The organism is Neisseria perflava (assembly GCF_002863305.2).
Taxonomy (GTDB): domain Bacteria; phylum Pseudomonadota; class Gammaproteobacteria; order Burkholderiales; family Neisseriaceae; genus Neisseria; species Neisseria perflava_A.
In genome coordinates this window covers 1,405,533-1,429,152 of the sequence record NZ_CP136962.1, presented here as the reverse complement: position 1 = coordinate 1,429,152, position 23,620 = coordinate 1,405,533, and the positions used below count along the sequence as shown (strand labels likewise).

General features: G+C 48.7%; 26 protein-coding genes. 13 read left to right on the top strand and 13 right to left on the bottom strand.

The window, feature by feature from the left end:
- Positions 1-10: 10 nt before the first annotated feature.
- Both nusA and rimP read right to left on the bottom strand, forming a co-directional pair.
- On the bottom strand, positions 11-1,516 hold the full coding sequence (gene nusA, locus CYJ98_RS06625) for a transcription termination factor NusA (protein ID WP_101755294.1): 1,506 nt from the start codon (positions 1,514-1,516) through the stop codon (positions 11-13).
- A gap of 27 nt (positions 1,517-1,543) precedes the next feature.
- The gene (rimP, locus tag CYJ98_RS06620; RefSeq protein WP_003685973.1) at positions 1,544-1,975 is read right to left on the bottom strand and encodes a ribosome maturation factor RimP; all 432 of its coding nucleotides are present in this window, start codon (positions 1,973-1,975) and stop codon (positions 1,544-1,546) included.
- 343 nt (positions 1,976-2,318) lie between these two features.
- Between rimP and serC the strand changes: the two genes are divergently transcribed.
- Positions 2,319-3,425: a phosphoserine transaminase gene (gene serC, locus CYJ98_RS06615; protein ID WP_101755295.1), complete on the top strand. Its 1,107-nt coding sequence runs from the start codon at positions 2,319-2,321 to the stop codon at positions 3,423-3,425.
- Between the two features lie 61 nt (positions 3,426-3,486).
- On the opposite strand, the gene CYJ98_RS06610 is transcribed toward serC, so the two are convergent.
- The 4 genes from CYJ98_RS06610 to rnhA form a co-directional block, all read right to left on the bottom strand.
- A complete protein-coding gene (locus CYJ98_RS06610; protein ID WP_101755296.1) occupies positions 3,487-4,680 on the bottom strand; it encodes an LD-carboxypeptidase in 1,194 nt (397 codons plus the stop codon).
- Between the two features lie 73 nt (positions 4,681-4,753).
- Complete coding sequence (locus CYJ98_RS06605) at positions 4,754-5,152, bottom strand: HIT family protein (RefSeq protein WP_070765125.1); 399 nt, start codon at positions 5,150-5,152, stop codon at positions 4,754-4,756.
- Positions 5,149-5,463, bottom strand: coding sequence for a hypothetical protein (locus CYJ98_RS06600; protein ID WP_070765124.1), 315 nt, complete (start codon positions 5,461-5,463; stop codon positions 5,149-5,151). Before CYJ98_RS06600 ends, CYJ98_RS06605 begins: the two co-directional genes overlap by 4 nt.
- A gap of 10 nt (positions 5,464-5,473) precedes the next feature.
- Positions 5,474-5,911 carry a ribonuclease HI gene (gene rnhA, locus CYJ98_RS06595; RefSeq protein ID WP_036473212.1) on the bottom strand — a complete coding sequence of 146 codons (438 nt, stop codon included), beginning with the start codon at positions 5,909-5,911 and terminating at the stop codon, positions 5,474-5,476.
- A gap of 324 nt (positions 5,912-6,235) precedes the next feature.
- On the opposite strand from rnhA, the gene CYJ98_RS06590 reads away from it, so the two are divergent.
- The 4 genes from CYJ98_RS06590 (at position 6,236) to tehB (ending at position 8,347) form a co-directional block, all read left to right on the top strand.
- Positions 6,236-6,631, top strand: coding sequence for a DUF5376 family protein (locus CYJ98_RS06590; RefSeq protein ID WP_003745696.1), 396 nt, complete (start codon positions 6,236-6,238; stop codon positions 6,629-6,631).
- Positions 6,628-6,978: an EndoU domain-containing protein gene (locus tag CYJ98_RS06585; RefSeq protein ID WP_003745697.1), complete on the top strand. Its 351-nt coding sequence runs from the start codon at positions 6,628-6,630 to the stop codon at positions 6,976-6,978. The genes CYJ98_RS06590 and CYJ98_RS06585 overlap by 4 nt, the downstream gene beginning before the upstream one ends.
- A 2-nt stretch (positions 6,979-6,980) precedes the next feature.
- Positions 6,981-7,355, top strand: a complete 375-nt coding sequence (locus CYJ98_RS06580) for a DUF5376 family protein (RefSeq protein ID WP_049330917.1) — start codon at positions 6,981-6,983, stop codon at positions 7,353-7,355.
- A 122-nt stretch (positions 7,356-7,477) separates the two neighbouring features.
- Positions 7,478-8,347, top strand: a complete 870-nt coding sequence (tehB, locus tag CYJ98_RS06575) for an SAM-dependent methyltransferase TehB (protein ID WP_167382856.1) — start codon at positions 7,478-7,480, stop codon at positions 8,345-8,347.
- Positions 8,348-8,403: 56 nt separating this feature from the next.
- Here tehB and CYJ98_RS06570 read toward each other — a convergent pair whose 3' ends face one another.
- Both CYJ98_RS06570 and CYJ98_RS06565 read right to left on the bottom strand, forming a co-directional pair.
- The gene (locus CYJ98_RS06570; RefSeq protein ID WP_101755298.1) at positions 8,404-8,904 is read right to left on the bottom strand and encodes a GNAT family N-acetyltransferase; all 501 of its coding nucleotides are present in this window, start codon (positions 8,902-8,904) and stop codon (positions 8,404-8,406) included.
- 13 nt (positions 8,905-8,917) lie between these two features.
- Entirely contained in the window at positions 8,918-9,454 is a 537-nt protein-coding gene (locus tag CYJ98_RS06565) for an isochorismatase family protein (RefSeq protein ID WP_101755299.1), read from the bottom strand.
- 153 nt (positions 9,455-9,607) lie between these two features.
- On the opposite strand from CYJ98_RS06565, the gene argS reads away from it, so the two are divergent.
- Entirely contained in the window at positions 9,608-11,326 is a 1,719-nt protein-coding gene (gene argS / locus CYJ98_RS06560) for an arginine--tRNA ligase (protein WP_101755300.1), read from the top strand.
- A 157-nt stretch (positions 11,327-11,483) separates the two neighbouring features.
- Here the strand turns inward: argS and CYJ98_RS06555 are convergent, their stop codons facing one another.
- Positions 11,484-11,840 (bottom strand): STAS/SEC14 domain-containing protein, encoded by a 357-nt coding sequence (locus CYJ98_RS06555; RefSeq protein ID WP_101755301.1) that lies wholly within the window; start codon positions 11,838-11,840, stop codon positions 11,484-11,486.
- An 18-nt stretch (positions 11,841-11,858) separates the two neighbouring features.
- Positions 11,859-12,749, bottom strand: a complete 891-nt coding sequence (locus CYJ98_RS06550; protein ID WP_101755302.1) for a DMT family transporter — start codon at positions 12,747-12,749, stop codon at positions 11,859-11,861.
- 174 nt (positions 12,750-12,923) lie between these two features.
- Here CYJ98_RS06550 and CYJ98_RS06545 point away from each other — a divergent pair, with 174 nt between their 5' ends.
- Positions 12,924-13,271: a hypothetical protein gene (locus CYJ98_RS06545; RefSeq protein ID WP_101755303.1), complete on the top strand. Its 348-nt coding sequence runs from the start codon at positions 12,924-12,926 to the stop codon at positions 13,269-13,271.
- A gap of 73 nt (positions 13,272-13,344) precedes the next feature.
- Here the strand turns inward: CYJ98_RS06545 and CYJ98_RS06540 are convergent, their stop codons facing one another.
- Positions 13,345-14,097 (bottom strand): type II CAAX prenyl endopeptidase Rce1 family protein, encoded by a 753-nt coding sequence (locus CYJ98_RS06540; protein WP_101755304.1) that lies wholly within the window; start codon positions 14,095-14,097, stop codon positions 13,345-13,347.
- Positions 14,098-14,302: 205 nt separating this feature from the next.
- Between CYJ98_RS06540 and CYJ98_RS06535 the strand changes: the two genes are divergently transcribed.
- A complete protein-coding gene (locus CYJ98_RS06535) occupies positions 14,303-14,701 on the top strand; it encodes a DUF350 domain-containing protein (protein ID WP_039861961.1) in 399 nt (132 codons plus the stop codon).
- A 200-nt stretch (positions 14,702-14,901) separates the two neighbouring features.
- On the opposite strand, the gene CYJ98_RS06530 is transcribed toward CYJ98_RS06535, so the two are convergent.
- Entirely contained in the window at positions 14,902-15,744 is an 843-nt protein-coding gene (locus tag CYJ98_RS06530) for an outer membrane beta-barrel protein (protein WP_101755305.1), read from the bottom strand.
- Between the two features lie 406 nt (positions 15,745-16,150).
- Between CYJ98_RS06530 and CYJ98_RS06525 the strand changes: the two genes are divergently transcribed.
- From CYJ98_RS06525 to CYJ98_RS06505, 5 genes are all read left to right on the top strand, one after another.
- Positions 16,151-17,164: an SPFH domain-containing protein gene (locus CYJ98_RS06525; protein ID WP_101755306.1), complete on the top strand. Its 1,014-nt coding sequence runs from the start codon at positions 16,151-16,153 to the stop codon at positions 17,162-17,164.
- Positions 17,165-17,367: 203 nt separating this feature from the next.
- Positions 17,368-19,065 (top strand): DUF4178 domain-containing protein, encoded by a 1,698-nt coding sequence (locus CYJ98_RS06520; RefSeq protein WP_101755307.1) that lies wholly within the window; start codon positions 17,368-17,370, stop codon positions 19,063-19,065.
- Positions 19,062-19,427, top strand: a complete 366-nt coding sequence (gene speD, locus CYJ98_RS06515; protein WP_070588314.1) for an adenosylmethionine decarboxylase — start codon at positions 19,062-19,064, stop codon at positions 19,425-19,427. Before CYJ98_RS06520 ends, speD begins: the two co-directional genes overlap by 4 nt.
- 105 nt (positions 19,428-19,532) lie before the next feature.
- Complete coding sequence (locus CYJ98_RS06510) at positions 19,533-21,224, top strand: DUF4178 domain-containing protein (RefSeq protein WP_101755308.1); 1,692 nt, start codon at positions 19,533-19,535, stop codon at positions 21,222-21,224.
- Between the two features lie 67 nt (positions 21,225-21,291).
- Positions 21,292-22,896, top strand: a complete 1,605-nt coding sequence (locus CYJ98_RS06505; RefSeq protein ID WP_101755309.1) for an NAD(P)-binding protein — start codon at positions 21,292-21,294, stop codon at positions 22,894-22,896.
- A 65-nt stretch (positions 22,897-22,961) separates the two neighbouring features.
- Here the strand turns inward: CYJ98_RS06505 and CYJ98_RS06500 are convergent, their stop codons facing one another.
- On the bottom strand, positions 22,962-23,600 hold the full coding sequence (locus CYJ98_RS06500) for a bifunctional 4-hydroxy-2-oxoglutarate aldolase/2-dehydro-3-deoxy-phosphogluconate aldolase (protein WP_003745733.1): 639 nt from the start codon (positions 23,598-23,600) through the stop codon (positions 22,962-22,964).
- Positions 23,601-23,620 lie beyond the last annotated feature (20 nt).

Sequence of the window (23,620 nt, the reverse complement as noted above, 5' to 3'; positions counted from 1 at the left end):
CAGTACCCCCTTAGTTGTTTTCTTCAGTAAACCAGTGTTCGCGTGCAGCCAAAATCACTTTTTTGGCTTCTTCTTCATCAACACCGGTAATTTCGACCAATTCGTCAACAGACAATTCGGCCAGATCATCGCGTTGGGTAACGCCGGCTTCGGCCAGTTTGCGCAACATATCGGAATCTACGCCGTCCAAATTGCGCATGTCTTCAGAAACTTCGCCCAGTTTTTCTTCTGCGGCGATGGTCATGGTCAGGATCGCATCGCGTGCGCGATTGCGCAGGGTTTCAACGATTTCTTCGTCAAAGCCGTCAATGGCGAGCAATTCTGCAGCTGGAACGTATGCAACTTCTTCCAAAGTGGCAAAGCCTTCTTCCACCAAGATATCGGCGGTTTCGTCGTCGATGTTCAAGTGGGTGGTGAAGAGGTTGCGGATAACCGCGTCTTCGGCGGCATTGCGCTCATCGGCTTCTTCAACGGTCATGATGTTCAGCTGCCAGCCTGTCAGGATGGAAGCCAGACGGACGTTTTGACCGCCGCGGCCGATGGCCAGCGCCAGTTGGTTTTCATCAACGATCACGTCAACGGCGTGTTTATCTTCGTCAATCACGATGCGGCTCACTTCTGCAGGAGACAGCGCGTTCATCACAAATTGGGCAGGCTCAGGAGACCACAATACGATGTCGATGCGTTCGCCGGACAATTCGTTGCTCACGGCGTTAACACGGGAACCGCGCACGCCGATACAAGTACCTTGCGGGTCGATGCGTTGGTCGTTGGCTTTAACGGCAACTTTGGCGCGTTGGCCGGGATCGCGTGCTACTTCACGGATTTCCAACAGGCCGTCTGCAATTTCAGGCACTTCGTTGGCGTAGAGTTTGGCCAAGAAGTCGCCGCTGGTACGGCTCAAAATGACTTGTTTGCGGCCGGTATTGCCGATTTCGTCCACACGCAGGAAAAGGGCGCGGATGCGGTCGCCGCTGCGGAAGTTCTCGCGCGGAATCATTTCTTCGCGCGGAATCAGTGCGTCGAGTTTGCCCGCGACGACTTCAACGATGATGCCGTGGCGCTCGACGCGTTTTACCGTGCCGGAAACGATGTCTTCTTTAGAAGCGAGGAACTCGTTCAGGTTTTGCTCGCGCTCTGCATCGCGGATGCGTTGCAGAATGATTTGTTTGGCTGTTTGCGCTGCTTGGCGGCCGAAGCCTTCGTTTGGCAGCTGCTCTTCGTAGTATTCGCCGATTTGGATGGTGGTGCCGGGAATTTCTTCTTGGATTTCCTCGATGGTTTTTTCTACGTCGGGGTAGGTATAGTCTTCATCGGCAACAATCAGCCAGCGGCGGAAGGTTTGGTATTCGCCGGTATCGCGGTCGATTTCGACACGCACGTCCATGTGCTCGCGGTCGGCTTTTTTCTTAGCAGCAGTAGAGAGGGCGAATTCAAGGGCTTTGAATACGACTTCCGTTTCAACGTTTTTTTCACTTGCCAGCGCTTCGGCCAGCTGTAACATTTCGCGACTCATTTTTTAGAATCTCCAAGTAATCGGTTTTTAAAATTTAAATTCGGGGCGCAAACGGGCTTTGTCGATGTTGCTCAATTCGATTTGGGCGGTTTTGCCGTCGAAAGAGACGGTAACGATGTCGTTTTCGCAAGATTCGATGCGGCCGATGAAGTTTTTCTGACCATCAATCGGCAGGCGTGTTTTGATTTTGGCGTTCTGGCCGGCAAAGCGTACGAAGTCGGCGGCTTTTTTCAACGGGCGGTCAAGGCCAGGGCTGGAGATTTCCAAACGTTTGTAGTCGATGTCTTCAACCATAAACACGCGGCTCAGATGGTTGCTGACAGTAGCGCAGTCTTCGACGGTGATGCCGCCTTCTTTATCGATGAAAACTCGCAAATCGCCTTGTGCGGTCAGTTCGAAATCGACCAGCTCGTAGCCCAAGCCGGGCAGGGTTTTATCAAGAATGCTTTGAATATCCATGCTTCTCCAGAAGTACATAAACAAAAAAATGGCCGCGCGGCCATTTTTCGTGTGATTTGAAAAATTGGCCTATTATAACTGTTTTCAAGATAAAAGAAAAGTGTTGATTTGGCGTGGATTTTTTGAAGTGATTGCTTAAATGTAAAGGGGAGAGTTGAGGCCGTCTGAAAAGGAAATTGTTGACAAGTTTTGATGTAGTGTTTTTGAAATTATTTTGGAAAACAAATAATTGGTGTTGCTTTGTTTTCAGACGGCCTTGGATTTCCTGATTTTTCGTGCTTGCACAATGTGCAAGGCGGTTCTACAATTTCTTTATACCCACCGAATAAGAAAGAAGGCCGCCATGTCCGCACACCCGATTTACAATTTTTCCGCAGGTCCTGCCGTATTGCCGGAAGCGGTATTGCGTACCGCGCAACAGGAAATGTTCGACTACAACGGTACGGGTTTCCCCGTGATGGCGATGAGCCACCGTTCGGATATGTTTTTGAGTATTCTGCATCATGCTGAACAAGACTTGCGCCAGCTTTTGAATATTCCGTCCAACTATAAAATCCTGTTTTTACAGGGCGGTGCGACCACGCAATTCAATATGGTGGCCATGAATTTGGCGCACGGTTTTTCGACTGCCGATGCGGTGGTAACGGGCAACTGGAGCCGTATTGCCTATGAGCAGATGAGCCGTTTGAGTAATGCCGAAATCCGTTTGGCCGCGCATGGTGGCGAGCAATATGCCTATAAAAACCTGCCTGCGGTTGAGGATTGGGATGTCAACCCGAATTCTGCGTTTGTTCATTTTGCGATTAATGAAACCGTAAACGGCTTGCAGTATCAAAACGTCCCCAAACTTTCAGACGGCCTGCCACCGTTGGTGTGCGATATGTCGAGCGAGATTTTATCGCGTGAGTTTAATGTATCCGATTACGGCTTGATTTATGCCGGCGCGCAAAAAAATATCGGCCCCGCCGGTGCGACCGTGGTCATTATCCGCGAGGATTTGCTTGAGCGTTGTCCGAACGATATTCCTGATGTGTTCAACTACCGTTCGCACATCAACCGCGACGGTATGTACAACACGCCGTCCACTTATGCGATTTATATGTCGGGCTTGGTGTTCCGCTGGTTGCAAACGCAGGGCGGTGTGAAAAAAATTGAAGCGGTCAATCGAATAAAGGCGCAAACCTTGTATGAGACGATAGACGGCAGCGGCGGTTTTTACATCAACGATATCCATCCTGATGCGCGCTCCAAAATGAACGTGGTCTTCAAAACCGCAAGCGAAGACTTGGACCGCCGTTTTGTGTTGGAAGCAGAGTTGCAGGGCTTGTGCCTGCTTAAGGGCTATAAAACCGTCGGCGGTATGCGTGCCAGCATTTACAATGCGATGCCGCTTGAAGGTGTGAACGCGTTGGCCGACTTTATGAAAGATTTTCAACGGCGTTACGGTTAAGATGAAGATAAAAAGGCCGTCTGAAACTGGGTTTCAGACGGCCTTTTGATTTGAACAAGCCTTATTCGGTGACTTCTTCAGTGATGCTGTCGCGGTAGATGGTGCTGTCGTAAGTCGGAACAGGAGGCGGCAGCAGGCTGTCGAGTGTCAGCGCGGAAGGGTTCAGCGTAGGGTAGCCGCTGAAGGTAACGGAATAACCGCCGTTGCCGGTACTGCGGACTTTGGCATGCGCGCCCAACGGGAAAGTGGTTTTGTTGGTGATGTGGCCGAATGGGAAACCGGTCAACACAGGAATCTTGGCGGTGCGCGAAATGTGGTTGACGACGGCGGAGAAATCGTAGCTGGAGTCGTACACGTCGCGGATGGTGCCCATGCGGAAATCGCCGAAGATGATGGCGCGTTGTTTTTGCAAAACACCTGACAGATAAAGCGTGTTGAGCATACGTTCGATGCGGTAGGGTTGCTCGCTGACGTCTTCGATAAAGAGGATGCCGCCTTGAATATCGGGCATGTAAGGCGTACCGACGAGGGAGGCGAGCACGCTGAGGTTGCCTCCCCACAATGTGCCTTCGACGTTGACATCGGCGCGCTGGATGGTTGGGACATCAACGATGTTGACGTTGTTGGTCGTGCCGCGGATGAAGGAATCCATGGTAAAGACGCTGGGGTCTGCTTTGCCGAATTCGCTGTACACCATCGGGCCTGCAAAGCTCATCATATTGCCTTGGGCCAACAGTGCGAGTTGGACGGCGCATACGTCGCTGAAACCGAAGAACAATGTGCCGCGTTCGCGCATTCTGGCGCCGAGTGAGGAAAAGTCGATTTGCGGCAGGATGCGTGCCGCGCCGTAGCCGCCGCGCAGGCCCATCAAGACTTTGGGCGTTTCGACGCGGCCGCTGGCAACGTCTTGGAAGTCGGCGGCGCGTTGGGCGTCGCTGCCGGCAAAGCGTTGGTAACGGCGGCTGCCTGCCTGTTGGTTGGTTACGGTAAAGCCTGCGTTGTAGAGGCGGGTAAGGCCGGTGGTTACGCGGTTGGGGTCTTCGGCGAAGCCTGACGGCGCAACAACGCGCAGGAGGTTGTCGCCGGAACGTGGCGGATGGGGTTGCTTAGGTTGCACGGTTTTCGCTTTCGCGGTGGTAGAAGTGGTTTTGGTTTGCGGCGTGGTGGTCGTGCCTGTGCCGCAGGCTTGCAACAACCCTGCGCCTGCCGCGGCAGAGCAGGTACGCAGGAAATGGCGGCGCGTGGTGGAGTTCATTGAGGTTTTCCTTTCGTTATATGTTCAGACGGCCTGAACTTGGCATGTCGGACCTTACAGGCCGTCTGAAAGTTTAAGCGATTAAGTTTTTGATTTGTTGCGGCCAGTTTTCGGGCAAGGCCATACCGTGTTCGCGTACGGGCGCGGCCCAAATCGGCGCGGGGAAGTTGGCGTCGTTTTCAAAGCGGGCCATGACGTGCCAATGCAGGTGGGGCACAACATTGCCGAGGCTGGCCAAATTGATTTTGGCCGGGCGGAAGACTTGGCGCATTGCGGATTCAACCTGATACACCATTTCCATGATTTCGTTGCGTTCGGCAGGGGAAAGGTCGGTCATCTCGGAAACATGGTCATTCCAAATAACGCGGCAGAATGCCGGTGCGCCGGCTTCGTTGTGGACGGCGATAACGCGCAGATTGGGCGTTTGCAGCAAAATGTCTTCGTTGTCGGCAGTGCAGATGGGGCAGGTCATGGGTTTTTCTTTCTCAGTCTGAATAGGAATCGGATGATTTCAATCAGGATTTTTAGAATGAGGTAAATAGCAGTCAGCGTGATGAATGCGAAAAGCCACGGTTTGGGTATAAACCACCAAAATAAATAGGAAGGCGTGATTAAGTCGTCACATTCTTCGGCACTCTCAATGTGATCGCACAATCCAAAGTTAAAATAATCATTGACATCATGAAAGGGCGAATAGGCGAACATCAGCGCTATGGGCGTCACACAAATCAATGCAATGATGGCAATCCAAAAGAATGGTTTGAGATATTTGAGTACAGTCATGGGTGAAGTGTTATGCAAATTTTGCCGCCCCTTGATTAGCGAGTTCGTCGGCTTTTTCGTTTTCAGGGTGTCCGGCGTGGCCTTTTACCCACGTCCAGCGGACATCGTGTTGTTGAACCAAACTATCCAGCTCTTTCCATAAATCGTCGTTTTTAACCGGTTTTTTGGCGGCGGTTTTCCAGCCGTTTTTTTTCCAACCGTGTATCCAGCTTTCCATGCCGTTTTTGACGTATTGCGAGTCGGTACAGATGACGACTTGGCAGCGGCGTTTTAAGGATTTCAGGCCTTCGATGACGGCGGTCAGCTCCATGCGGTTGTTGGTGGTTTCGGCCTCACCGCCGAACAGTTCTTTTTCATGTGTGCCGTAGCGCATAAATACCCCCCAGCCGCCTGCGCCGGGATTGCCTTTGCATGCGCCGTCTGTGTAGAGGTAAACGGGTTTATCCATGGGCATGTCTTTGTCGAATAAGGCGGTATCATAACATAAGGCCGTCTGAAATATCGGCAAATACGGTTTGCGCGTGTAAAATACCCTGCACTTTATCATTCGTTAAGTTGTGCTGGATTGGCGTTGGTTAGGGCTAGAGGGATGTCGAAATCCAAGACTAAAAATGCGGTTAATTAATCAGAAGATATAGCTAAATATAGGAGGAAATCGAAATAAAGGATTGAATGAAAGGGTTTCTAATCGCCAAAAAGATCATTACATCAACGAGCAAGAAAATAAAAATGTTTATAAGGTAACAGAGCCAATTGATTTTAAGTAGAAAATATGAGAATTATATTTGAGTATTATTTTAATGAGGTAAAAAAAGAATTTATTCCAACATGTGACTCAGAGTTTAAGGGGGATTATATACCGTTAATATCTTATTTGAATGATGACTTAGGAGATAAAATTGAATATAAAGAATTTCTTAAGGATATTCTGAATATTTTGATAAATAATAGAGAAGAGGATATATCTTCTAATTCTTGGGGAGTGGATGTAGTAGGAGATAATGTTTATATATTCTTTTTATACGATTCAGATAATAAGCAATATCAAATTAAACTACCTAAAATAGAATTTATCTTTATTATTAGACGATGGATTGATTTTTTAAATAAATCGATTAAGGACCCAAACTACCAAGAAGTTATCGACTCAGAGGATGCTTATAAATGACAGTCATGATCGGTGGCCATGCCGCCTTAGGCAATATACGTGTTGATCGGATATTATATACTTATCCAAATGGCGTATATCTTGCACAAATTTCCGCTTTTGATAGTGAAACTAATCAATATATGACTAAAACTAACAATAATGGGGAGACCTTGATGTTTCCTCAAACGTGGACGGCAGATCGTATCAAAGTGGAAATTAATTCTGCTTATATGAATCAAGTAGATGATTTAGATTCTATTCGTAAAGCTGAAGGTATGTGGGTTGGCATTTCAAATTCAGGCGTACGTGTAGAAGGTTATACCTATCCTGTCGTCACAGCTTTCCCAAGTGCTGAGCAGGAGTAAAGATGAAACTTATTTTTACGTATATTCAACATAAAGGGCAAATTATTCCGGCTTGCTATTTGGAAGAAAATCACCAATTAAATCCATTAACCGGCTATTTGAATGATCCAATGGGTGGTCCAAATTATTTCTCTTTTTTGGATCATTCATTGTCAATCTTAACAGATGAGACGATTCAAGAAGCGGATATTTCTTCCAATTCTTGGGGTGTTGAGGTGATGAACGATCAAGTGAATTTTTATTTTCTCTTTGCTCAAGAAGAGGAATCACTTTATCTCACTTTGCCTCGTGGAATTATGGTTGATGTGTTAAGGTTATGGCTGATTTTCCGAAGCCAAGAACCTGAAGAAGGCTTAATACAGCACTTAGAGTTCTAGATTGGAAAGATGGTCAATTATCAAAGAGTTTTAAAATATCTCAAAATTGCCTGCACTTTATTGCCATTCAGAAAGCCTTGGCAGAAGCCGTGTTGAAACCGTCAAAATAGAAAGGAAATATGATGAGCGAACAGCAAGAATTGTTTTGTTACAAACAGATGCCGGTATGGACGGCGGACGAGATTCCCGAAGCCTTGTTGTCCAAACACAATACTGCCGCCGGTACTTGGGGCTGCCTCAATGTCCTCCAAGGCCGTCTGAACTTCAACGAAGTGGACGAGGCGGGCAATATTACGGCCACGCACGAGCTGACGCCTGAAAGCGGCGATTGGATTATCCATCCGCAAGCATGGCACTTTATCGCGCCGCAAACGCAAGATACGGAAATCCAACTGTCGTTTTACTGCGAGGCGGCGGACTATTTCAATAAGAAATACAGCATGAGCGCGACACATTCGGCTGTCCGTGCCGCCGAAGGCATCGTGCCCGTCGGCAAGGTTTTGGATATGGGCTGTGGTCAGGGCCGCAATGCGCTGTATTTGGGTTTGAAAGGTTTTGACGTTACCGCTGTCGATAATAATCCGAACGCGGTTCAAAACGTGGAAGAGCTGGCGCGTATCGAAGAACTGAATGTCCGCGCGTTTGAATACGACCTCAACGCCGCCAATATTCAGGAAAACTTCGATTATATGGTGGCGACCGTGGTGTTTATGTTCCTGATGCCGCGTTACGTTCCTGACGTGATTGCCAATATGAAGGAACACACCAACCCCGGTGGCTACAACCTGATCGTTTCTGCGATGGATACGGAAGATTTCCCTTGCCCGATGCCGTTCCCATTCAAGTTTGGCGAAGGCGAGTTGCGCGAATACTATAAAGACTGGGAATTGGTGGAATACAAGGAAGAGCTGGGTTCGATGCACGCGAAAGACGAATTCGGCAATCCGATTCAGTTTAAATTCGTTACCATGCTGGCGAAGAAACCGGAATAAAGGTTTTACCGTCAAAATGCCGTCTGAATTCAGTTTTCAGACGGCCTTTGCCGTAATCAATCCACAATCCTTTTGCCCAAAATCACCACGTCTGCCAACATGGTGTCCAAATCGCAGACTTGCGGCAGCCGCCCCCATTCTTCAAAACCGAAACGGTGAAACAGGTTCAGGCTCGGATAGTTGTGGCCGAACACAAGCGCGATGACGTTGCGGATGCCTAAGGACGGCGCGCGTTCGAGCATGTGCCGCAACAGGATTTTGCCCACGCCTGCGCCACGCATATCGTGGCGGACATAAACGCTGACTTCCGCGCTGATGTGGTAGGCGTAGCGCGGATGGTAGTCGCTGAAACTGCCCCAGGCCAATACGGTGCCGTCGGCATCGTAAAGGGCGTAGATCGGGCGTTTGTCCGTGTGTGCGGCAAACCACATTTCGCGTTCGGCAACCGTGGTCGGCGACAAATCGGCCGTAGATTGGCGCGTGGCCACGGTGCTGTTGTAAATATCGACGATGGCGGGTAGATCTTGGCGCAGGGCAGGGCGGATGGTGTATTGCATTTCGGACGGCCTGTTATTGAATCAGTTTGGAGATAGTCTTAAAGGCCGGATGTTTGGCATCGCCAAGCAGTTGGAACAAAATACTTTCGACATTGGAAATGATAATGCCCTGACGGCTTAGTTGCGCCAAACCATTGTCACGGTTGGCCGTTGTGCGCGAGGCGGTACATTCAAAAGGCAGGGATACGGCGTAACCTTGCGCCTTCAAATCCAAGGCCGTCTGAAGCATACAGATATGCGCTTCCGCTCCAACTAAAATAACGTTTTTAATGTCGTTTTTGCGTAATATTTCCTGAATTTCGGGTAAAAACGCTGAAAATCGGGTTTTCTCGACAATAGGCGTACCTTCGGGCAACAGCAGCGATACGGCGGATACGGTGTTGCCCAAACCTTTCGGATATTGTTCGGTTACGGCAAAGGGTACGTCCAAAGCCGTCAAGCCTTGAATCAGCAGGCGGCAGCGTTCCAACATTTCGTCCGCGCCGGAAAGGGCGGGCAGCAGGCGTTCTTGAATATCGACAATCAGACAAAGCGTATTTTTCGGGTTCATGGCTTTTCCTTTCAGACGGCCTTGACAGCAAAATCGTTGAATCAGAATGCAATCATATAACAAGCCGCTGGAAAAGTATTGCAGCTTGCCCTGTTTTAAAGCCCGAAATTCTTTTAAAATACCGCCTGATTTGAATTGATAGAGACCGACAACATGAATTTATACCAAACCGTCGAACGCGAAGCCGCCGCCGCCTTTGCCGCCGCAGGCATCGCCGACAGTCCCGTTGTTTTGCAGCCGACCAAAAACGCCGAACACGGCGATTTCCAAATCAACGGCGTGATGGGTGCGGCAAAAAAAGCCAAACAAAATCCGCGCGAATTGGCGCCAAAGGTCGCCGAAGCATTGGCGGGCAACGCCGTGATTGAAAGCGCGGAAGTGGCCGGCCCCGGCTTTATCAACCTGCGCCTGCGTCCCGAATTTCTCGCCCAAAACATTCATGCGGCTTTAAACGACGCGCGTTTCGGCATAGCGAAAACTGACAAACCGCAAACTGTCGTTATCGACTATTCCTCGCCCAATCTGGCAAAAGAAATGCACGTTGGCCATCTGCGCTCCAGCATCATCGGCGACAGCATTTCACGCGTGTTGGAATTTATGGGCAACACCGTCATCCGCCAAAACCACGTCGGCGACTGGGGTACGCAGTTCGGCATGTTGGTCGCTTATTTGGTCGAGCAGCAGAAAGACAATGCCGCGTTTGAACTGGCGGATTTGGAGCAGTTTTACCGCGCCGCCAAAGTGCGCTTTGACGAAGACCCTGCCTTTGCCGACACCGCGCGCGAATACGTTGTGAAGCTGCAAGGCGGCGATGAAACCGTGTTGGCGTTGTGGAAACAGTTTGTCGATATTTCGCTCTCGCACGCCCAAGCCGTTTACGACACATTGGGCTTGAAACTGAGCCCTGAAGACGTGGCGGGCGAATCGAAATACAATGACGATTTGCAGCCCGTGGTCGATGATTTGGTCCAAAAAGGTCTGGCAGTCGAAGACGACGGCGCGAAAGTCGTGTTCTTAGACGAGTTTAAAAACAAAGAAGGCGAACCTGCCGCATTTATCGTGCAAAAACAAGGCGGCGGCTTCCTTTATGCTTCCACCGACTTGGCATGCCTGCGCTACCGCATAGGTCGTCTGAAAGCCGACCGCCTGCTGTACGTCGTCGACCACCGCCAAGCCCTGCACTTTGAGCAACTCTTTACCACTTCCCGCAAAGCAGGCTATCTGCCGGAAGATGTAAAAGCCGAGTTTATCGGCTTTGGCACCATGATGGGCAAAGACGGCAAACCGTTCAAAACGCGCAGCGGCGACACCGTAAAACTGGTTGACCTGCTGACTGAAGCTGTTGAGCGTGCCACCGCTTTGGTGAAAGAGAAAAACCCTGAATTGGGCACAGACGAAGCAGGAAAAATTGGCAAAACCGTCGGTATCGGCGCGGTCAAATACGCCGATTTGAGCAAAAACCGCACCAGCGATTATGTGTTCGACTGGGACGCCATGCTTTCGTTTGAAGGCAATACCGCTCCTTACCTGCAATACGCCTACACACGCGTGCAAAGCGTGTTCCGCAAAGCAGGCGAATGGGACGCAACCGCGCCAACCGTTTTGACCGAACCTTTGGAAAAACAACTGGCCGCCGAGTTGCTGAAATTTGAAGACGTGCTGCAAAGCGTGGCAGATACTGCGTATCCGCACTACCTCGCTGCCTACCTCTATCAAATCGCTACCTTGTTCAGCCGCTTCTACGAAGCCTGCCCGATTTTGAAATCAGAAGGCGCAACCCGCAACAGCCGTCTGCAACTGGCGAAGCTGACCGGCGACACGCTGAAACAAGGCTTGGAGTTGTTGGGTATTGATGTGTTGGATGTGATGTAAGTTTTTGAATAAAAACGATGAAAGGCCGTCTGAAACTTTGCAGGTTGCAAGGTTTCAGACGGCCTTTCTTATGCTTTGAAAAATATTGTGATACCGTTGATTTTGGGCCTAAGCGGTTTTGAATTTGCTCAGGTAATGCGTTCAGACGGCCTTGTCTTTATTTCAAATTGCTTGCCAACAACCAAGCCTGTGCTTCGGTGGCATCGCTGAAATATTTGGGATGTTGGTTGGTCAAGAGGCTGGACAGGCGCGCGCCGAGTTTGATCCAAATGTCGTCGGTAATGACGGCAACGCGGCCAAAGTCGGTTTCATGTTGGTTGAGGAATTTGATTTGTTCGACCGCCATATCGATGGTGAAGTCTTTCAGCATGGACAAGTCCAACAGGACGTCGGGCAGATGGACTTTTTGTTTTGCGGCCAACAAGGCTTCTTCCAATTGGCGGAAATCGTCCAAAGTGAACTCGTTGTACAGCGCTACGTTTAAGCCGTAAGATTGTTCGCGGATGGAAATCATGGTGTTCTCCTTGTTAAATTATTGCTTCATCAGAAATTTTTTGATTGAGGCCGGAGTAAAACTGCTGAACACGCCGCCTGCAACAATGATAACCATGCCGACAGCTTCCTGCCAAGTGATTTTATCGCCGAAAAGCAATACGCCGGACAGGGCGGAGAAAACGACGGTCAGGTAGGAAAGCGAGGCAACGGTAAATTTCTTGCCGACCTTATAGGCGCGGGTCATGGCCAATTGTGCAATCATGGCGGAGATGCCGATGCCGGCCAGATAGGGCAGGGAAGAGATGGTCAGCGGATGCCAGCCTGTGATGGTGCTCCAGACTGCGCCCATAATCAGGCCGGTAAGCGACAAATAAAACACCACGCGCCAGCCCGGTTCGCCCAAAAGCGAGAGTTCGCGCACTTGCAAATACGCCCAGCCTGACATGGCGCCGCCTGCCAAACTGACCAGTGCGGCAAATTCCTGTCCGCCTTGAAAAGATGGATTGAGCAACAGGATAACGCCGATAAAGCCCATAACCAAAATGGCTTGGGTATAAAGCGTAATTCTTTCTTTTAAAATGAAAAATGAAAAGATGGCAAGCCAGATGGAGGAGGTGTAGTTGAGCGTGACGCCTGTTGCCAGCGGCAGATGTATGACGGAATAAAGCGTGCACATCATGGCAAGCGTGCCGATGACGCTGCGGTTGAGATGGGTTTTCCAATGCGGCGTGGAAAATGTGTTGCCTTGCACTTTGGCCATGATGCCTAAGAACAGGGTGGAGACCAGCATGCGCCAAAAGACCAGCTCGCCGCTGGAAAAACCGAAATGTGTAGAGGCGGCTTTGACGGAGAGGTTCATGACGGTAAAGCCGAGCGTGGCAATAACCACCCATGCCGAGCCGAGCGGATCTTTTCTGATGGTTTCCATTTGATGGGTATGTAAAGCGATTTTATTAATAAGAAAATATTATACAGGTCAATCAGGCCGTCTGAAAAATATCGTTGGGTTTCAGACGGCCTTTTTATTAGGAAATGAGAATTGTTATTGAATAATAAAGCGGGTTTTTATAGAATGGAAGCCCTGTTTTAAGAAAGGCTTGTCATGAAAGTATCTAATATTCCTGCTGTATTGCTGTCTGCTTTGTTTTCCATTGCCGTTTCTGCCGCGCCTTTGGGAGAGGTTTCTTCCGAAAACGGTAAGATTTTCAGCGGCGAAAATTATATGGTTGTTAAGAAAGACATGAAGAAAGGGGAGCAAATTAAGCCGCACGATCATCCGGGTTTTAAAACACTGATTTTTGCCGTTGGAAAAGGAAGCTTTGACGTGACGTTGAATCAGACTGAAAAACATACGGTCGGCGCAGGCTCGGTGTTACGGTTTGGCGGCGATGCAGTGATTGAGGCAGTTGCAACCGAAGATGCGGATGTGGCAATTACTTTGATTAAGTAAACCGATAGATAATAAAAGGCCGTCTGAAAAATGATGTTTCAGACGGCCTTGTTTATTCATCCAACCGTTGCTATTAAGCGCAAATCAAATAGATGAAGCCGGAGCCGAAGATATCTGCCAAGGCGTGAATCAGGAAAAACGGCAGCAGGTTTTTGACTTTGTATTTGTAGAAGAAGTAGTACATCAAGCCGAAAACAACGCCGATAACGGTCGCCCAAAGCATGCCTTGGTAAGTATGGAAGGAGACGCGAACCAAGGTCGAATAGGCCAATGCCTGCCATTTGTATTTGTCTTCCACGCAGGTCAAGAGGCCGAGGAAACAGAATTCTTCGTAAAAGCCGTTTAAAAGGCCGTAGAGGATGGCCATCGGCGCAAGGGCGGCGAATTTGTCGAAGATGGATAATGGTTTGATGTATTGGAAGATTTCAGTGGTAAAGTAATTGTAGCCGCCGCTTAACGAAGTTACCGCATCGGCGGTCAGACCCATCAGGATAAAAATCACAGGCGTCCAAAACAACACGCCTAAGTTAAAACGAATCGGCAATTGTTTGAAGTCGAAACGGCGAATAATGAGGTAAATCAGAGCAATAGCAAGCAGCGTCAACTGTAGGCTCATGTTTTCAGAATAAGCTACGCCGGTTACCGCAGTATTGCGAGCCTCTTCGGCAACGGCGGCTGTTTCTACTTGCGGCATCAGGCTGGCGATATAAAGTTGGGTAGAACGGTAGGCAAATTGACCGAACAGGATAGCGGTCACAATCAGCATGTCAAACCAGCGCAGATGGCGCAAAGGCTCTTTAGGGCGGATGGCGGCAAGTATGCTCATATTCTCCTCTTTGCTCTAATAAATAGCGGTGCGCAATAGTTACATAAACATACAAAAATCGTCAACAATTATCACAATAAAACATGAATTAAAAATCAGACCGTTTCAGACGGCCTGAAGCGCTTCTAAAAATGCCATATTTTCCGAAGGGTTTATCTTCAAAAATATGGCATAATCACTTTATTGCAAACCAAGGAATCTTATCGTGAGTATTTCTCTGTCCCAATATCTGCTCTACCTGCAATACATGTTGGCAGGTATCGCCATGACCGTTGTTTTTGCTGCCGTATATCTGCGGATTACACCCGTTGAAGAATTGCGCCTGATTAAAAACGGCAACCTTGCCTGCGCCTTGTCATTTGGCGGCGCGTTGGTCGGTTTCTGTCTGACGCTTGCCTCAAGCATTGCACACAGCGTCAGCTTCATCGATTTTATCCTGTGGGCCCTTGCCGCAGCCGTAATTCAGATTTTTGTCTATTTCGCCGCCACCATGATGATTAAAGGCGCTACCGCAGAACTTATCGGCAACAATGTCGCCGTCGGCGCGTTGTTTGGCGCAGTGTCCATCTCGATCGGTATTTTGAATGCGGCTTGCTTGACTTGATTTTGATGGTCGGTTGGATAGCAAAAGATGTGCGGATCCTAACTCCTGCCTGGAGAAATTATCGGTAGATTTTTTGACTGATAATGTCTTATGTCTGATGGTATTGGCGTTATAGTGAAATTTTGAAAGTATCAAAAAATTCAGACGGCCTGTTATATACAAGGCCGTCTGAAACGTTTTAACTACTTAAATTCGTCAAATTAGAAAGAGTATTGCAATCTTACGCCCGTTTCGTGGGTGTGGTTTTTAGGTTCTATAGATCCCAATCCATATGAGTCATACTCTTCCGTAACGGTAAGGTTCGATTCTTTAACTTTCCAGCCTCGATAGAATGGGGTGAGGCTGATTTTGGAACCGTTCGCGAATTTTTTAGATATAGGCACTTCAACCTCAATACCTTGTCCGCCGCCTTGTTTCATTCGGGTTTCTACTTGGTCGGGTTCGTAAGAATATTGGCGGCCTTTCACGGCACGATTGTAGGCAATGCGGGGAGATATCTCAAAGTTTGCAGGAAGGGCGATATTTACTCCGGTATTGATTTGCGCATATGTGGTTCGGTTTTTGCGGTCATAATCATTAGGATCAATGCGGCTGCTTAAGTCTCTCAGAACACGGTGTCCCAAGCCGGCTCCGGCAGTAATGCTAAAGCGATCGTTAATCGGGAGTGTATATTCGTATAAGGCACGGATATCGTATGCGCGGCGTGGTGCATTTTTGAGTGTGGCTGAGCCATAACTTGCTGAATCGTCGATATAATCCTCAGTTATATATTGTACGCTTCCTGTGTAATCTGTTTTACCGCGCGAATAACGGCCTTCTAATTTTGCCGCATGGCGATCGTTGAAACGGTATTTTACGCCGGCATTAATAGACCATAAGTTGCCTTTTTGCTGCATTAAGCGACTACCATCTTTTTCGTATTCGCGATAGGTCTCGTTGTAATATTCGCTACCAACGGTAAATTCAACAGGGCGGGCAGCCTGTGTACTTACGGCAGCAGAGAGTGCTAACACTGCAAAACAGAAATGAGCAGAATTTTTCATATAAATTCCTTTTACTTTATGAAAGCCAATGTGATAATTTGACAATACAGCATGATGAATTTCTAGGATTTGGTAAATATTAACAGGTGTAGTGAACGCTTGGTATGGTGTTTAATGATTTTCTACCTGTATTTGTCTTTTTTATGATATAGCGCAGGTAAAAGCAGAAAAATAGTGTAAAACAGAGTCTGCATGAATTTTAATTATATGTTAATGTTTCTGGGTCGGCTAGTGGGTTTAACACTAAAAATAGATAGAGCAACCCACTCTATTCCCATGCATAAAGACATTTTGAATGTTTATATCATATGACATTCTATTTGTATAAAATAAGCGATATAACCGATCAGGCAAATTAACCTGACTGCCCATAAGTTATCCCTTCTTCTTCAAATAAGGAACTGCGATGTTCAACTTTATCAAGAAACAGTTTATCGACGTTATTCAATGGCCAAATCCCGATGACAGCCTGCTGATGTGGCGTTTTCCGATTGCCGATGAGGAGATTCAAAACGGTGCGAGCCTGACTGTGCGTGAGGCGCAGATGGCGATGTTTGTCGATGAAGGCGTAACCGCCGACGTGTTTGGGCCGGGGCGTTACACGCTCAATACGCAAACGCTGCCAGTGCTGACCAACTTGAAAAACTGGGACAAGCTTTTTGAGTCTCCGTTTAAATCGGATGTTTACTTTTTCAACACCAAACAACAGCTTGCACGTAAATGGGGTACATCCCAACCTGTTACCGTGCGCGATGCCGAGTTTGGCGCGGTGCAACTGCGTTCGTTCGGTATGTATTCTTACCGTATCAGCGATCCGGCAAAATTCTTCAAAGAAGTCAGCGGCGTGGCGGCGCAATACAGCGGCGTAGACTTGGAAAACCAACTGCGTAATATTGCAGTTACCCAATTGGCGGCCGCGTTTGGCAGCTCCGGTATCCCGTTCTTGGATATGGCGGCGAACCAAGTTTTGCTGTCGCAAAAAATCGGCGAATTGCTTGGAGCGGAATTTGCCAAGCTGGGTTTGGCGCTGGAAAACTTCACTGTTGAAAGCATTACCTTGCCCGCGTCTATTCAGGCTGCGTTGGATAAGAAAATTTCGATGGGTGTTATCGGAGATTTGGGACGCTACACCCAATATCAAACCGCCGAATCTATCCCACTTGCAGCACAAAATGAAGGTGGACTTGCCGGAATTGGTGCAGGCTTGGGCGTGGGTGCCGGCATTGGTCAGGCGATGGCGGGTGCCATGTCTGGCATGATGCAGCCGAATGCGCAACAGGCTCAGCAAAATGTTCAGCCGGCTGCCGAAGATCCGCAGGCGAAATTGATGAAACTCAAGTCTTTGCTGGATGGCGGTTTGATTTCGCAAGAAGATTTTGATAAAGCCAAGGCTGAAGTGTTGAAGCAGCTGATTGGTTGATCAATTGAAGGCCGTCTGAAAAATATCATTCAAAGAAGCGTTGAGTTGCTTCTGTGAAAAGGTTTCAGACGGCCTTTCGAATCATTTGATTGAGTCCGTTCGGTGATTTGGTTTGTTTCTAATCTGAAATCATGGATAAAACCAGTTGATAGAAACGCTAAGGCCGTCTGAAACATTCCAACCCATTCTGGAAAAGCAAATCCATGTCTCAAACTCCTTTCTTCAAAACCGACTGCCCAAGCTGCGGCGCACCTGTCGAAGCGCATTCTGCTTCTGCCGTGACGCTGGTGTGCGGCTATTGCAACAGCATGCTGGTGCGGAAAGATAACGGCGTTGTCGACTCCGGCCGCGATTCCGCATTGCTGGAAGATTTTAGTCCGCTGCAAATCGGAACCAGTGGCACATTTGTTGCTCAACGCTTTACCTTGGTCGGACGGCTTCAGGTGCAATACGACGATGGTGCGTGGAATGAATGGTACGCGCTATTTGACGACGGCAGGGCCGGGTGGCTTTCTGAGGCGGGCGATTTGTATGTGATGACCATGCCGGTCGAAATCGATAATCCGCCGAAATTTCAAGACACGCGAGCCGGATTTAGCGAGCTGACTTTCCAAGATAAGCACTATATTGCCTCCGATGTCCGCAAAATCAGCTTGAAACGCGCCGCCGCGCAGGGTGAGCTGCCGTTTGTTTTGGACGAAGACCGTCAGAACAAAGTCGCAGACTGGCGTTGCGAAGACCTTTTCATCACGCTCGATTACAGTGGCGACACCCCCGAAACCTTCTTCGGCCGCATGGTGAACTTGGATGATTTGAAGCTGGAAAACACCCGCAGCGAAGACGAAATCAAAGAAAGCGCAGGCCGTCTGAAAGGCAGTATTTCCTCAGAAAACTGCCCCAACTGCGGCTCGTCCGTCCACTGGGTCAACGGGCTGACTTCCCATCTTAACTGTCAAAGTTGCGGCAGCGAATTGGCGGTTGGCAAAGATAAAGCGGAGCTTATTACCGCGAACAATCTGCGTTTGTCACAAAATACGATGTTTACTTTGCCTGTCGGCTCGACAGGCCGTCTGAAAAATAAAGAATTTCATGTTATCGGCGCAATCCGATATTTAGAAACAGATGCGCAGGAAACATTTGATAACTTGTTCAAAGGTGCCAAACATACATTGGCACCAGAAGGGCAATGGACGGAGTATCTGCTTTACAACCCAACTCAGGGTTTCTTATGGCTGGTTGAAACTGATGAAGGTTGGAATATTTCCGAAACCTTGAACGATTGGCCGCGCCTTGACCGCAACTGCCAACCGCAAGGATATGGCAAACTTTATGACTATGGCGGACGGGTCAGGATTGCCAGCGGCGCGTTTTATTGGCGTGTCCGAAACGGTGATTTGAACTATTACAGCGATTACCGAGACGGACAAAGCCGTAAGATTGGCTCCGAACTAAACAGTCACGAAATGGCATGGACTAGAAGTGCCCCAATTGCTTATCGGGAAATTGCAGATGCGTTTAATCTGACCAATAAAATATCATCTTATACCGTGAAAATGAGTGCGGATGATATCGATGAAAAATTACGACTTCTGATGATTGCTATTTTGGTTATCGTCAATATTCCGTCATTGTTTATGAATGGCTTCGATATACTGTTCGATATATTTCTTATCGGTTGGGGTGTCTATACTCTTTTTATAGTTGGACGGAAGAGAGATGAAAATGGCGAACAGAGTATCTCTCGAGTGGGATATGTTATTTGTGCAATGGCTTTGATTGTTTTTGTTACGATGATGAATTATGCAGATTTGTCTGATTTGGATGATGACAGCAGCCGAGTTCATTCAGGCGGAAGCTACGGTGGCTTTTCCAGCGGTAGCTATTCTGGAGGCCATAAATGACCCACATGCCCGGTAATCATGGCCTATTGGACTTATATGGCTGCGATGAAGCCATCTTAAAAGATGAAGGCCGTCTGAAAACCGCTTTGATGGCTGCTGCACAGGCCGCAGAAGCCACCATATTGACCGAACACTTCCATACCTTCGGCGGCGCAGGCGGCGTAACCGGTGTTTTGCTGCTTGCCGAGTCCCATATCAGTATCCACACTTGGCCGGAACACCGCTTCGTCGCCATTGACGCATTTATCTGCGGTGGCATGAAATTGGAAAAAGTGAAGGAAGTGTTGTGCAGGGAGTTGGCGGCGGAAAGGGCTGTTTGGACGGTTGCGCAACGTGGCGAAGGTATACTGGACGATATATAACCATCGGTTGAACAATAAAATCTGTCAGGCCGTCTGAAAGCATATTCAATCCGTTTTCAGACGGCCTTAAACCTTGTGCTGATTAAACTGAAATATTGACGTTATATGGAAAAAACGCCTTTTTTTAAAACCGATTGCCCAAGCTGTGGTGCGCCTGTGGAGGCGTATTCCGCTACTGCCGTGACGCTGGTGTGTGGTCATTGCCGCAGTATGCTGGTTGCTAGAAGCGGTAAGGGGAGAAGCGGATATTTTGTTGCCAATTCAGGGCGTGATTCTGCGCTGCTGGAGGATTTCAGTCCGTTGCAGATTGGAACGAGAGGCGTTTTTGACGATCGGAAATTTACGCTGATTGGGCGATTGCAGGTGCATTACGATGTCGGCGCATGGAATGAATGGTATGTCTTGTTTGATGACGGGCAGACCGGCTGGCTTTCCGAGGTTGGCGATTTATATGCGATGACTTGTTTGCTTGCTCAGAAGAGGAGACGGGGGCCGAAAAATTTTAAGTCGGTGAAAGCCGGCTCCAGTTCGTTGGTCTTTAATGGCCAAACCTTTATTGCGTCAGACGTCCGCACCATACATTACCGTAATACTGATGCGCAAGGCGAATTGCCGTTCAATTTATCTGGGAATCAAGCGACAGGCGAGGTTTGCGACTGGCGACGCGGCAATTTGTTTTTGACCTTGGATTATTCGACTTTTCCAATGGACTCCTACTCCGGACGCATAGTCAGTTTGGACAGTTTGAGGCTGGAAAATAAGCGCAGTGATGATGAAATCCGTGAAAGTGCAGGCTGTCTGAAAGGAGAGATTCTTTCTGAAAACTGCCCGCATTGCGGCGCTCCTGTCCATTGGCCAAGTGGTGTTACTTCTTTCCTTTTGTGTCAGTCTTGCGGCAGCAGTTTGAACACGACAAAAGATACTGTTGTGTTGATGGAGGCAAATGCCCAAAGGAAAGAACAAGAAAACTTGTTTACACTTTCCATAGGTACGAAAGGCCGTCTGAACGATACAGAATATCTGATTATCGGGGCTGTAAGATTTGCCGAAATATCGTCCTATAACCAAAATCAGTCCGAATACTGGACGGAATATCTGCTTTATAACACTCAACAAGGGTTTGCCTGGCTGATTGAGTCTGGAAAACGCTGGCGGCTGTCAGAAACCTTACAAACATGGCCGGACTTTGATTCAAGTGGCAATCCTGCCGGTGAAATGTTGATTGATCATTACCGCGGGCAGGTCGAGGCAGCGGCTGGTGCTTTTTATTGGAAAGTCAAACAAGGCGATTTGCTTCATTACAAGGAATATAGCGGCAAGAAAAGTTATGGCCGGAATGTCATTCTGTGTTCTGAGCAGAGCAAGGATGAAATAGTCTGGAGTAAAAGCAGTCCTGTGTCTTACCGTCAAATGAGAAAGGCATTCGGCCTGTCTTTTGATACTAAGGAGATGCTCTCTTACTGGCTGAAGGGCGACAATAGAAATGTTGGGAGTAGAGATAATGTAGCCCGTATCATTGCTATGCTGATTCTTATCATCGTCAACCTTCCGGCCTGGCTGTCGCCGCATCTACGTAGTCCTGTCGGTATAGTGGTCAGTCTGTGTGCGTTGGTATGGATATGGGTTTCTGACAGATATAAAAACGATCGTGATTACGAAGAAGAACGGGTAGGGACGATTATTTTCTTTGCTTTCATCATTTTCCTTACCGTCTTGTTCAACTATGTCAAAGCTGAAGACAGCGACTCATCGCATTCCGGCAGCTCCTATCATGGTTATTCGGCAGGGCATAAATAACGTGAGATCTGTTTAACTTCGTTGTGCCGTTTTACTTTTATTTTTTCAGACGACCTTTTTATAAAACATGCTAACCCGCCGTCAATTTCTCAGCTATACCGCCGCGCTTGGCGCTGCTTCTGCTTTTTCTTGGCAGACTTACAAATACTTCAACCGCAAACCGTCGGTTTCTATTAACCGTGTCGGCTTGCCGCTGGGGCATTTGTTGCGCGATCGAAAATTGTTGCAAGCGCCGGCTCGTCGTTATGAGTGCAATACGTTGATACTCGGCGGCGGTGCGGCTGGGTTGGGGGCGTTGTGGTATTTGGCGAAGCATAATCACCGCGATGTATTGTTGGCAGAAGGGTTTGAACGCAATGGCAACAATGCCGCCTATACGTCTTCAGACGGCCTGAAAGCGCCGAGTGGTGCGCATTATTTGGCTTTGCCGTCGAAAGAAAGCGTGTATGTGCGCGAGATGCTGGCGGATTTCGGTATTTTGCAGTCAGACGGCAGCTTTAGGGAAACCGATTTGGTCTATGCGCCCGAATCGCGCCTCTTATATCAGGATAAATGGGTGGAACATTTATTGCCGAAAGAAGATGCGGATTCCAAACGGTTTTTTGATTTGATAGGCCGTCTGAAACAGGCTTACGGCAATGACGGTAAGAAAATTTTTGCCATTCCGATTGCGCTGTCATCGGTAGATGAGACATGGCGCAAACTTGATGATTTAACGTTCAAACAATGGCTTGAGCAAGAAGGTTACCACTCGCCCGAGCTTTTATGGTATCTCGATTATTGTTGCCGCGACGATTATGGACAAGGTATCGGGCAAGTGTCTGCCTTTGCCGGACTGCATTATTTTGCCGCCCGCAACAGCGCGGAAACCGTCCTTACCTGGCCCGAAGGTTTGGCACATCTTTCTGCAAACCTGCGCCGTCATGCCGGTTTGCAGGAAGGCTGGCAATGGCCGTCTGAAAACCGTATCCGTTTGGAGAAACCTGCTTCGGTTAATGCTTCTGCCGTCAAAGTCAAACCGCTTTCAGACGGCCGGATTGAAGTGTGGCTGCGTGATAATGCAAAAGAGGAAACCGTTGCCGTCACCGCGCAACACGTTATCTCCGCCATGCCGCTGATGGTTGCCGCCCGCATTATTGAATCTCCTGAACAATTTGGTCTGGACATCCCCGAATACGCGCCATGGCTGGTTTCTAATTTTGAACTGCACAGTTTTCCGAAAGAAAAAAACAACAGCGAACTTGCGTGGGACAACGTGGTTTACGGCAGCCAAGGGCTAGGCTATGTTGTTGCGACCAACCAGTTTATTCGGGTTGCCCGTCCTGAACGCACGATTTTTACCGCCTACGCCGCGCTCAACCACGATACGCCACAAGCCGTCCGCCGCCAGCTACTTGAAGCAAGTGACGAAGAGTTGCTCCAGCTTGCCGCCCAAGATCTGCTTACCGCTTACGGCGAAGGCTTTTGGCGGCACGTTTCCCATGTTGACATTACCGTTCGCGGGCATGGCATGAGCGTGCCGAAGCCCGGCTATTTAAGCGATGAGGCTTTATTAAAAATCAGAAACCGAAATGCTGGATTATTGTTTGCACACAGTGATTTAAGCAGCTATTCGGTATTTGAAGAGGCTTTGTATTGGGGTGTGGAAGCGGCACGGAAAGTGTTGGCTTAATTGATATAAAAAGGCCGTCTGAAATCATATTCAGACGGCCTTTTCTTTTTTAACCTATAACCTGATTAGGCTTTTGGTTTCAAAGCGGCAGCTTCGCGAGCCAGACGGGTGATGGTATCCCAGTCTTTGTTTTTGATGGCTTCTTTCGGAGTCAGCCATGAGCCGCCGACGCACAAGACATTAGGCAGTGCCAAGTATTCGGGAGCAGTTGCCAGGCTGATGCCGCCGGTCGGGCAGAAGCGCACGTCGGCGTAAGGGCCGTACAGGGCCTTGAGCATGGCTTTGCCACCGACGACTTCGGCAGGGAAGAGTTTGAGTGTATCGATGCCGTGTTCCAAAGCCAGTTGGACTTCGCCCGGAGTGGCAACGCCGGGAATCAGGGGGATGCCGCTGTTGTGGCTGGCTTTGGCGAGGGATTCGTGCAAACCCGGGCTGATAGCGAAAACCGCGCCTGCGTCTTCGACGGCTTTGAGCTGCTCGGGATTGGTTACCGTACCCGCGCCGACGATGGCGTTGGGCACTTCTTTGGCAATCAGACGGATGGCGTCGAGGCCGACAGGGGTGCGCAGGGTGATTTCGAGGGTGGGAATGCCACCTTCGACAAGGGCATGGGATAAATCGACGGCAGTACTCAAGTCGTCAATCGCCATTACCGGCACAACTGCGCCGGCAGTCAGAATTTCACGAGGGGTCAGTTTAGACATTTTAGGTCTCCGTTGGGGAC

What these genes read in the sequence shown, in the direction of transcription:
- nusA (WP_101755294.1), bottom strand. Translation starts at nt 1,516, where the DNA reads ATGAGTCGCGAAATGTTACAGCTGGCCGAAGCGCTGGCAAGTGAAAAA.
- rimP (WP_003685973.1), bottom strand. Translation starts at nt 1,975, where the DNA reads ATGGATATTCAAAGCATTCTTGATAAAACCCTGCCCGGCTTGGGCTAC.
- serC (WP_101755295.1), top strand. Translation starts at nt 2,319, where the DNA reads ATGTCCGCACACCCGATTTACAATTTTTCCGCAGGTCCTGCCGTATTG.
- CYJ98_RS06610 (WP_101755296.1), bottom strand. Translation starts at nt 4,680, where the DNA reads ATGAACTCCACCACGCGCCGCCATTTCCTGCGTACCTGCTCTGCCGCG.
- CYJ98_RS06605 (WP_070765125.1), bottom strand. Translation starts at nt 5,152, where the DNA reads ATGACCTGCCCCATCTGCACTGCCGACAACGAAGACATTTTGCTGCAA.
- CYJ98_RS06600 (WP_070765124.1), bottom strand. Translation starts at nt 5,463, where the DNA reads ATGACTGTACTCAAATATCTCAAACCATTCTTTTGGATTGCCATCATT.
- rnhA (WP_036473212.1), bottom strand. Translation starts at nt 5,911, where the DNA reads ATGGATAAACCCGTTTACCTCTACACAGACGGCGCATGCAAAGGCAAT.
- CYJ98_RS06590 (WP_003745696.1), top strand. Translation starts at nt 6,236, where the DNA reads ATGAGAATTATATTTGAGTATTATTTTAATGAGGTAAAAAAAGAATTT.
- CYJ98_RS06585 (WP_003745697.1), top strand. Translation starts at nt 6,628, where the DNA reads ATGACAGTCATGATCGGTGGCCATGCCGCCTTAGGCAATATACGTGTT.
- CYJ98_RS06580 (WP_049330917.1), top strand. Translation starts at nt 6,981, where the DNA reads ATGAAACTTATTTTTACGTATATTCAACATAAAGGGCAAATTATTCCG.
- tehB (WP_167382856.1), top strand. Translation starts at nt 7,478, where the DNA reads ATGAGCGAACAGCAAGAATTGTTTTGTTACAAACAGATGCCGGTATGG.
- CYJ98_RS06570 (WP_101755298.1), bottom strand. Translation starts at nt 8,904, where the DNA reads ATGCAATACACCATCCGCCCTGCCCTGCGCCAAGATCTACCCGCCATC.
- CYJ98_RS06565 (WP_101755299.1), bottom strand. Translation starts at nt 9,454, where the DNA reads ATGAACCCGAAAAATACGCTTTGTCTGATTGTCGATATTCAAGAACGC.
- argS (WP_101755300.1), top strand. Translation starts at nt 9,608, where the DNA reads ATGAATTTATACCAAACCGTCGAACGCGAAGCCGCCGCCGCCTTTGCC.
- CYJ98_RS06555 (WP_101755301.1), bottom strand. Translation starts at nt 11,840, where the DNA reads ATGATTTCCATCCGCGAACAATCTTACGGCTTAAACGTAGCGCTGTAC.
- CYJ98_RS06550 (WP_101755302.1), bottom strand. Translation starts at nt 12,749, where the DNA reads ATGGAAACCATCAGAAAAGATCCGCTCGGCTCGGCATGGGTGGTTATT.
- CYJ98_RS06545 (WP_101755303.1), top strand. Translation starts at nt 12,924, where the DNA reads ATGAAAGTATCTAATATTCCTGCTGTATTGCTGTCTGCTTTGTTTTCC.
- CYJ98_RS06540 (WP_101755304.1), bottom strand. Translation starts at nt 14,097, where the DNA reads ATGAGCATACTTGCCGCCATCCGCCCTAAAGAGCCTTTGCGCCATCTG.
- CYJ98_RS06530 (WP_101755305.1), bottom strand. Translation starts at nt 15,744, where the DNA reads ATGAAAAATTCTGCTCATTTCTGTTTTGCAGTGTTAGCACTCTCTGCT.
- CYJ98_RS06525 (WP_101755306.1), top strand. Translation starts at nt 16,151, where the DNA reads ATGTTCAACTTTATCAAGAAACAGTTTATCGACGTTATTCAATGGCCA.
- CYJ98_RS06520 (WP_101755307.1), top strand. Translation starts at nt 17,368, where the DNA reads ATGTCTCAAACTCCTTTCTTCAAAACCGACTGCCCAAGCTGCGGCGCA.
- speD (WP_070588314.1), top strand. Translation starts at nt 19,062, where the DNA reads ATGACCCACATGCCCGGTAATCATGGCCTATTGGACTTATATGGCTGC.
- CYJ98_RS06510 (WP_101755308.1), top strand. Translation starts at nt 19,533, where the DNA reads ATGGAAAAAACGCCTTTTTTTAAAACCGATTGCCCAAGCTGTGGTGCG.
- CYJ98_RS06505 (WP_101755309.1), top strand. Translation starts at nt 21,292, where the DNA reads ATGCTAACCCGCCGTCAATTTCTCAGCTATACCGCCGCGCTTGGCGCT.
- CYJ98_RS06500 (WP_003745733.1), bottom strand. Translation starts at nt 23,600, where the DNA reads ATGTCTAAACTGACCCCTCGTGAAATTCTGACTGCCGGCGCAGTTGTG.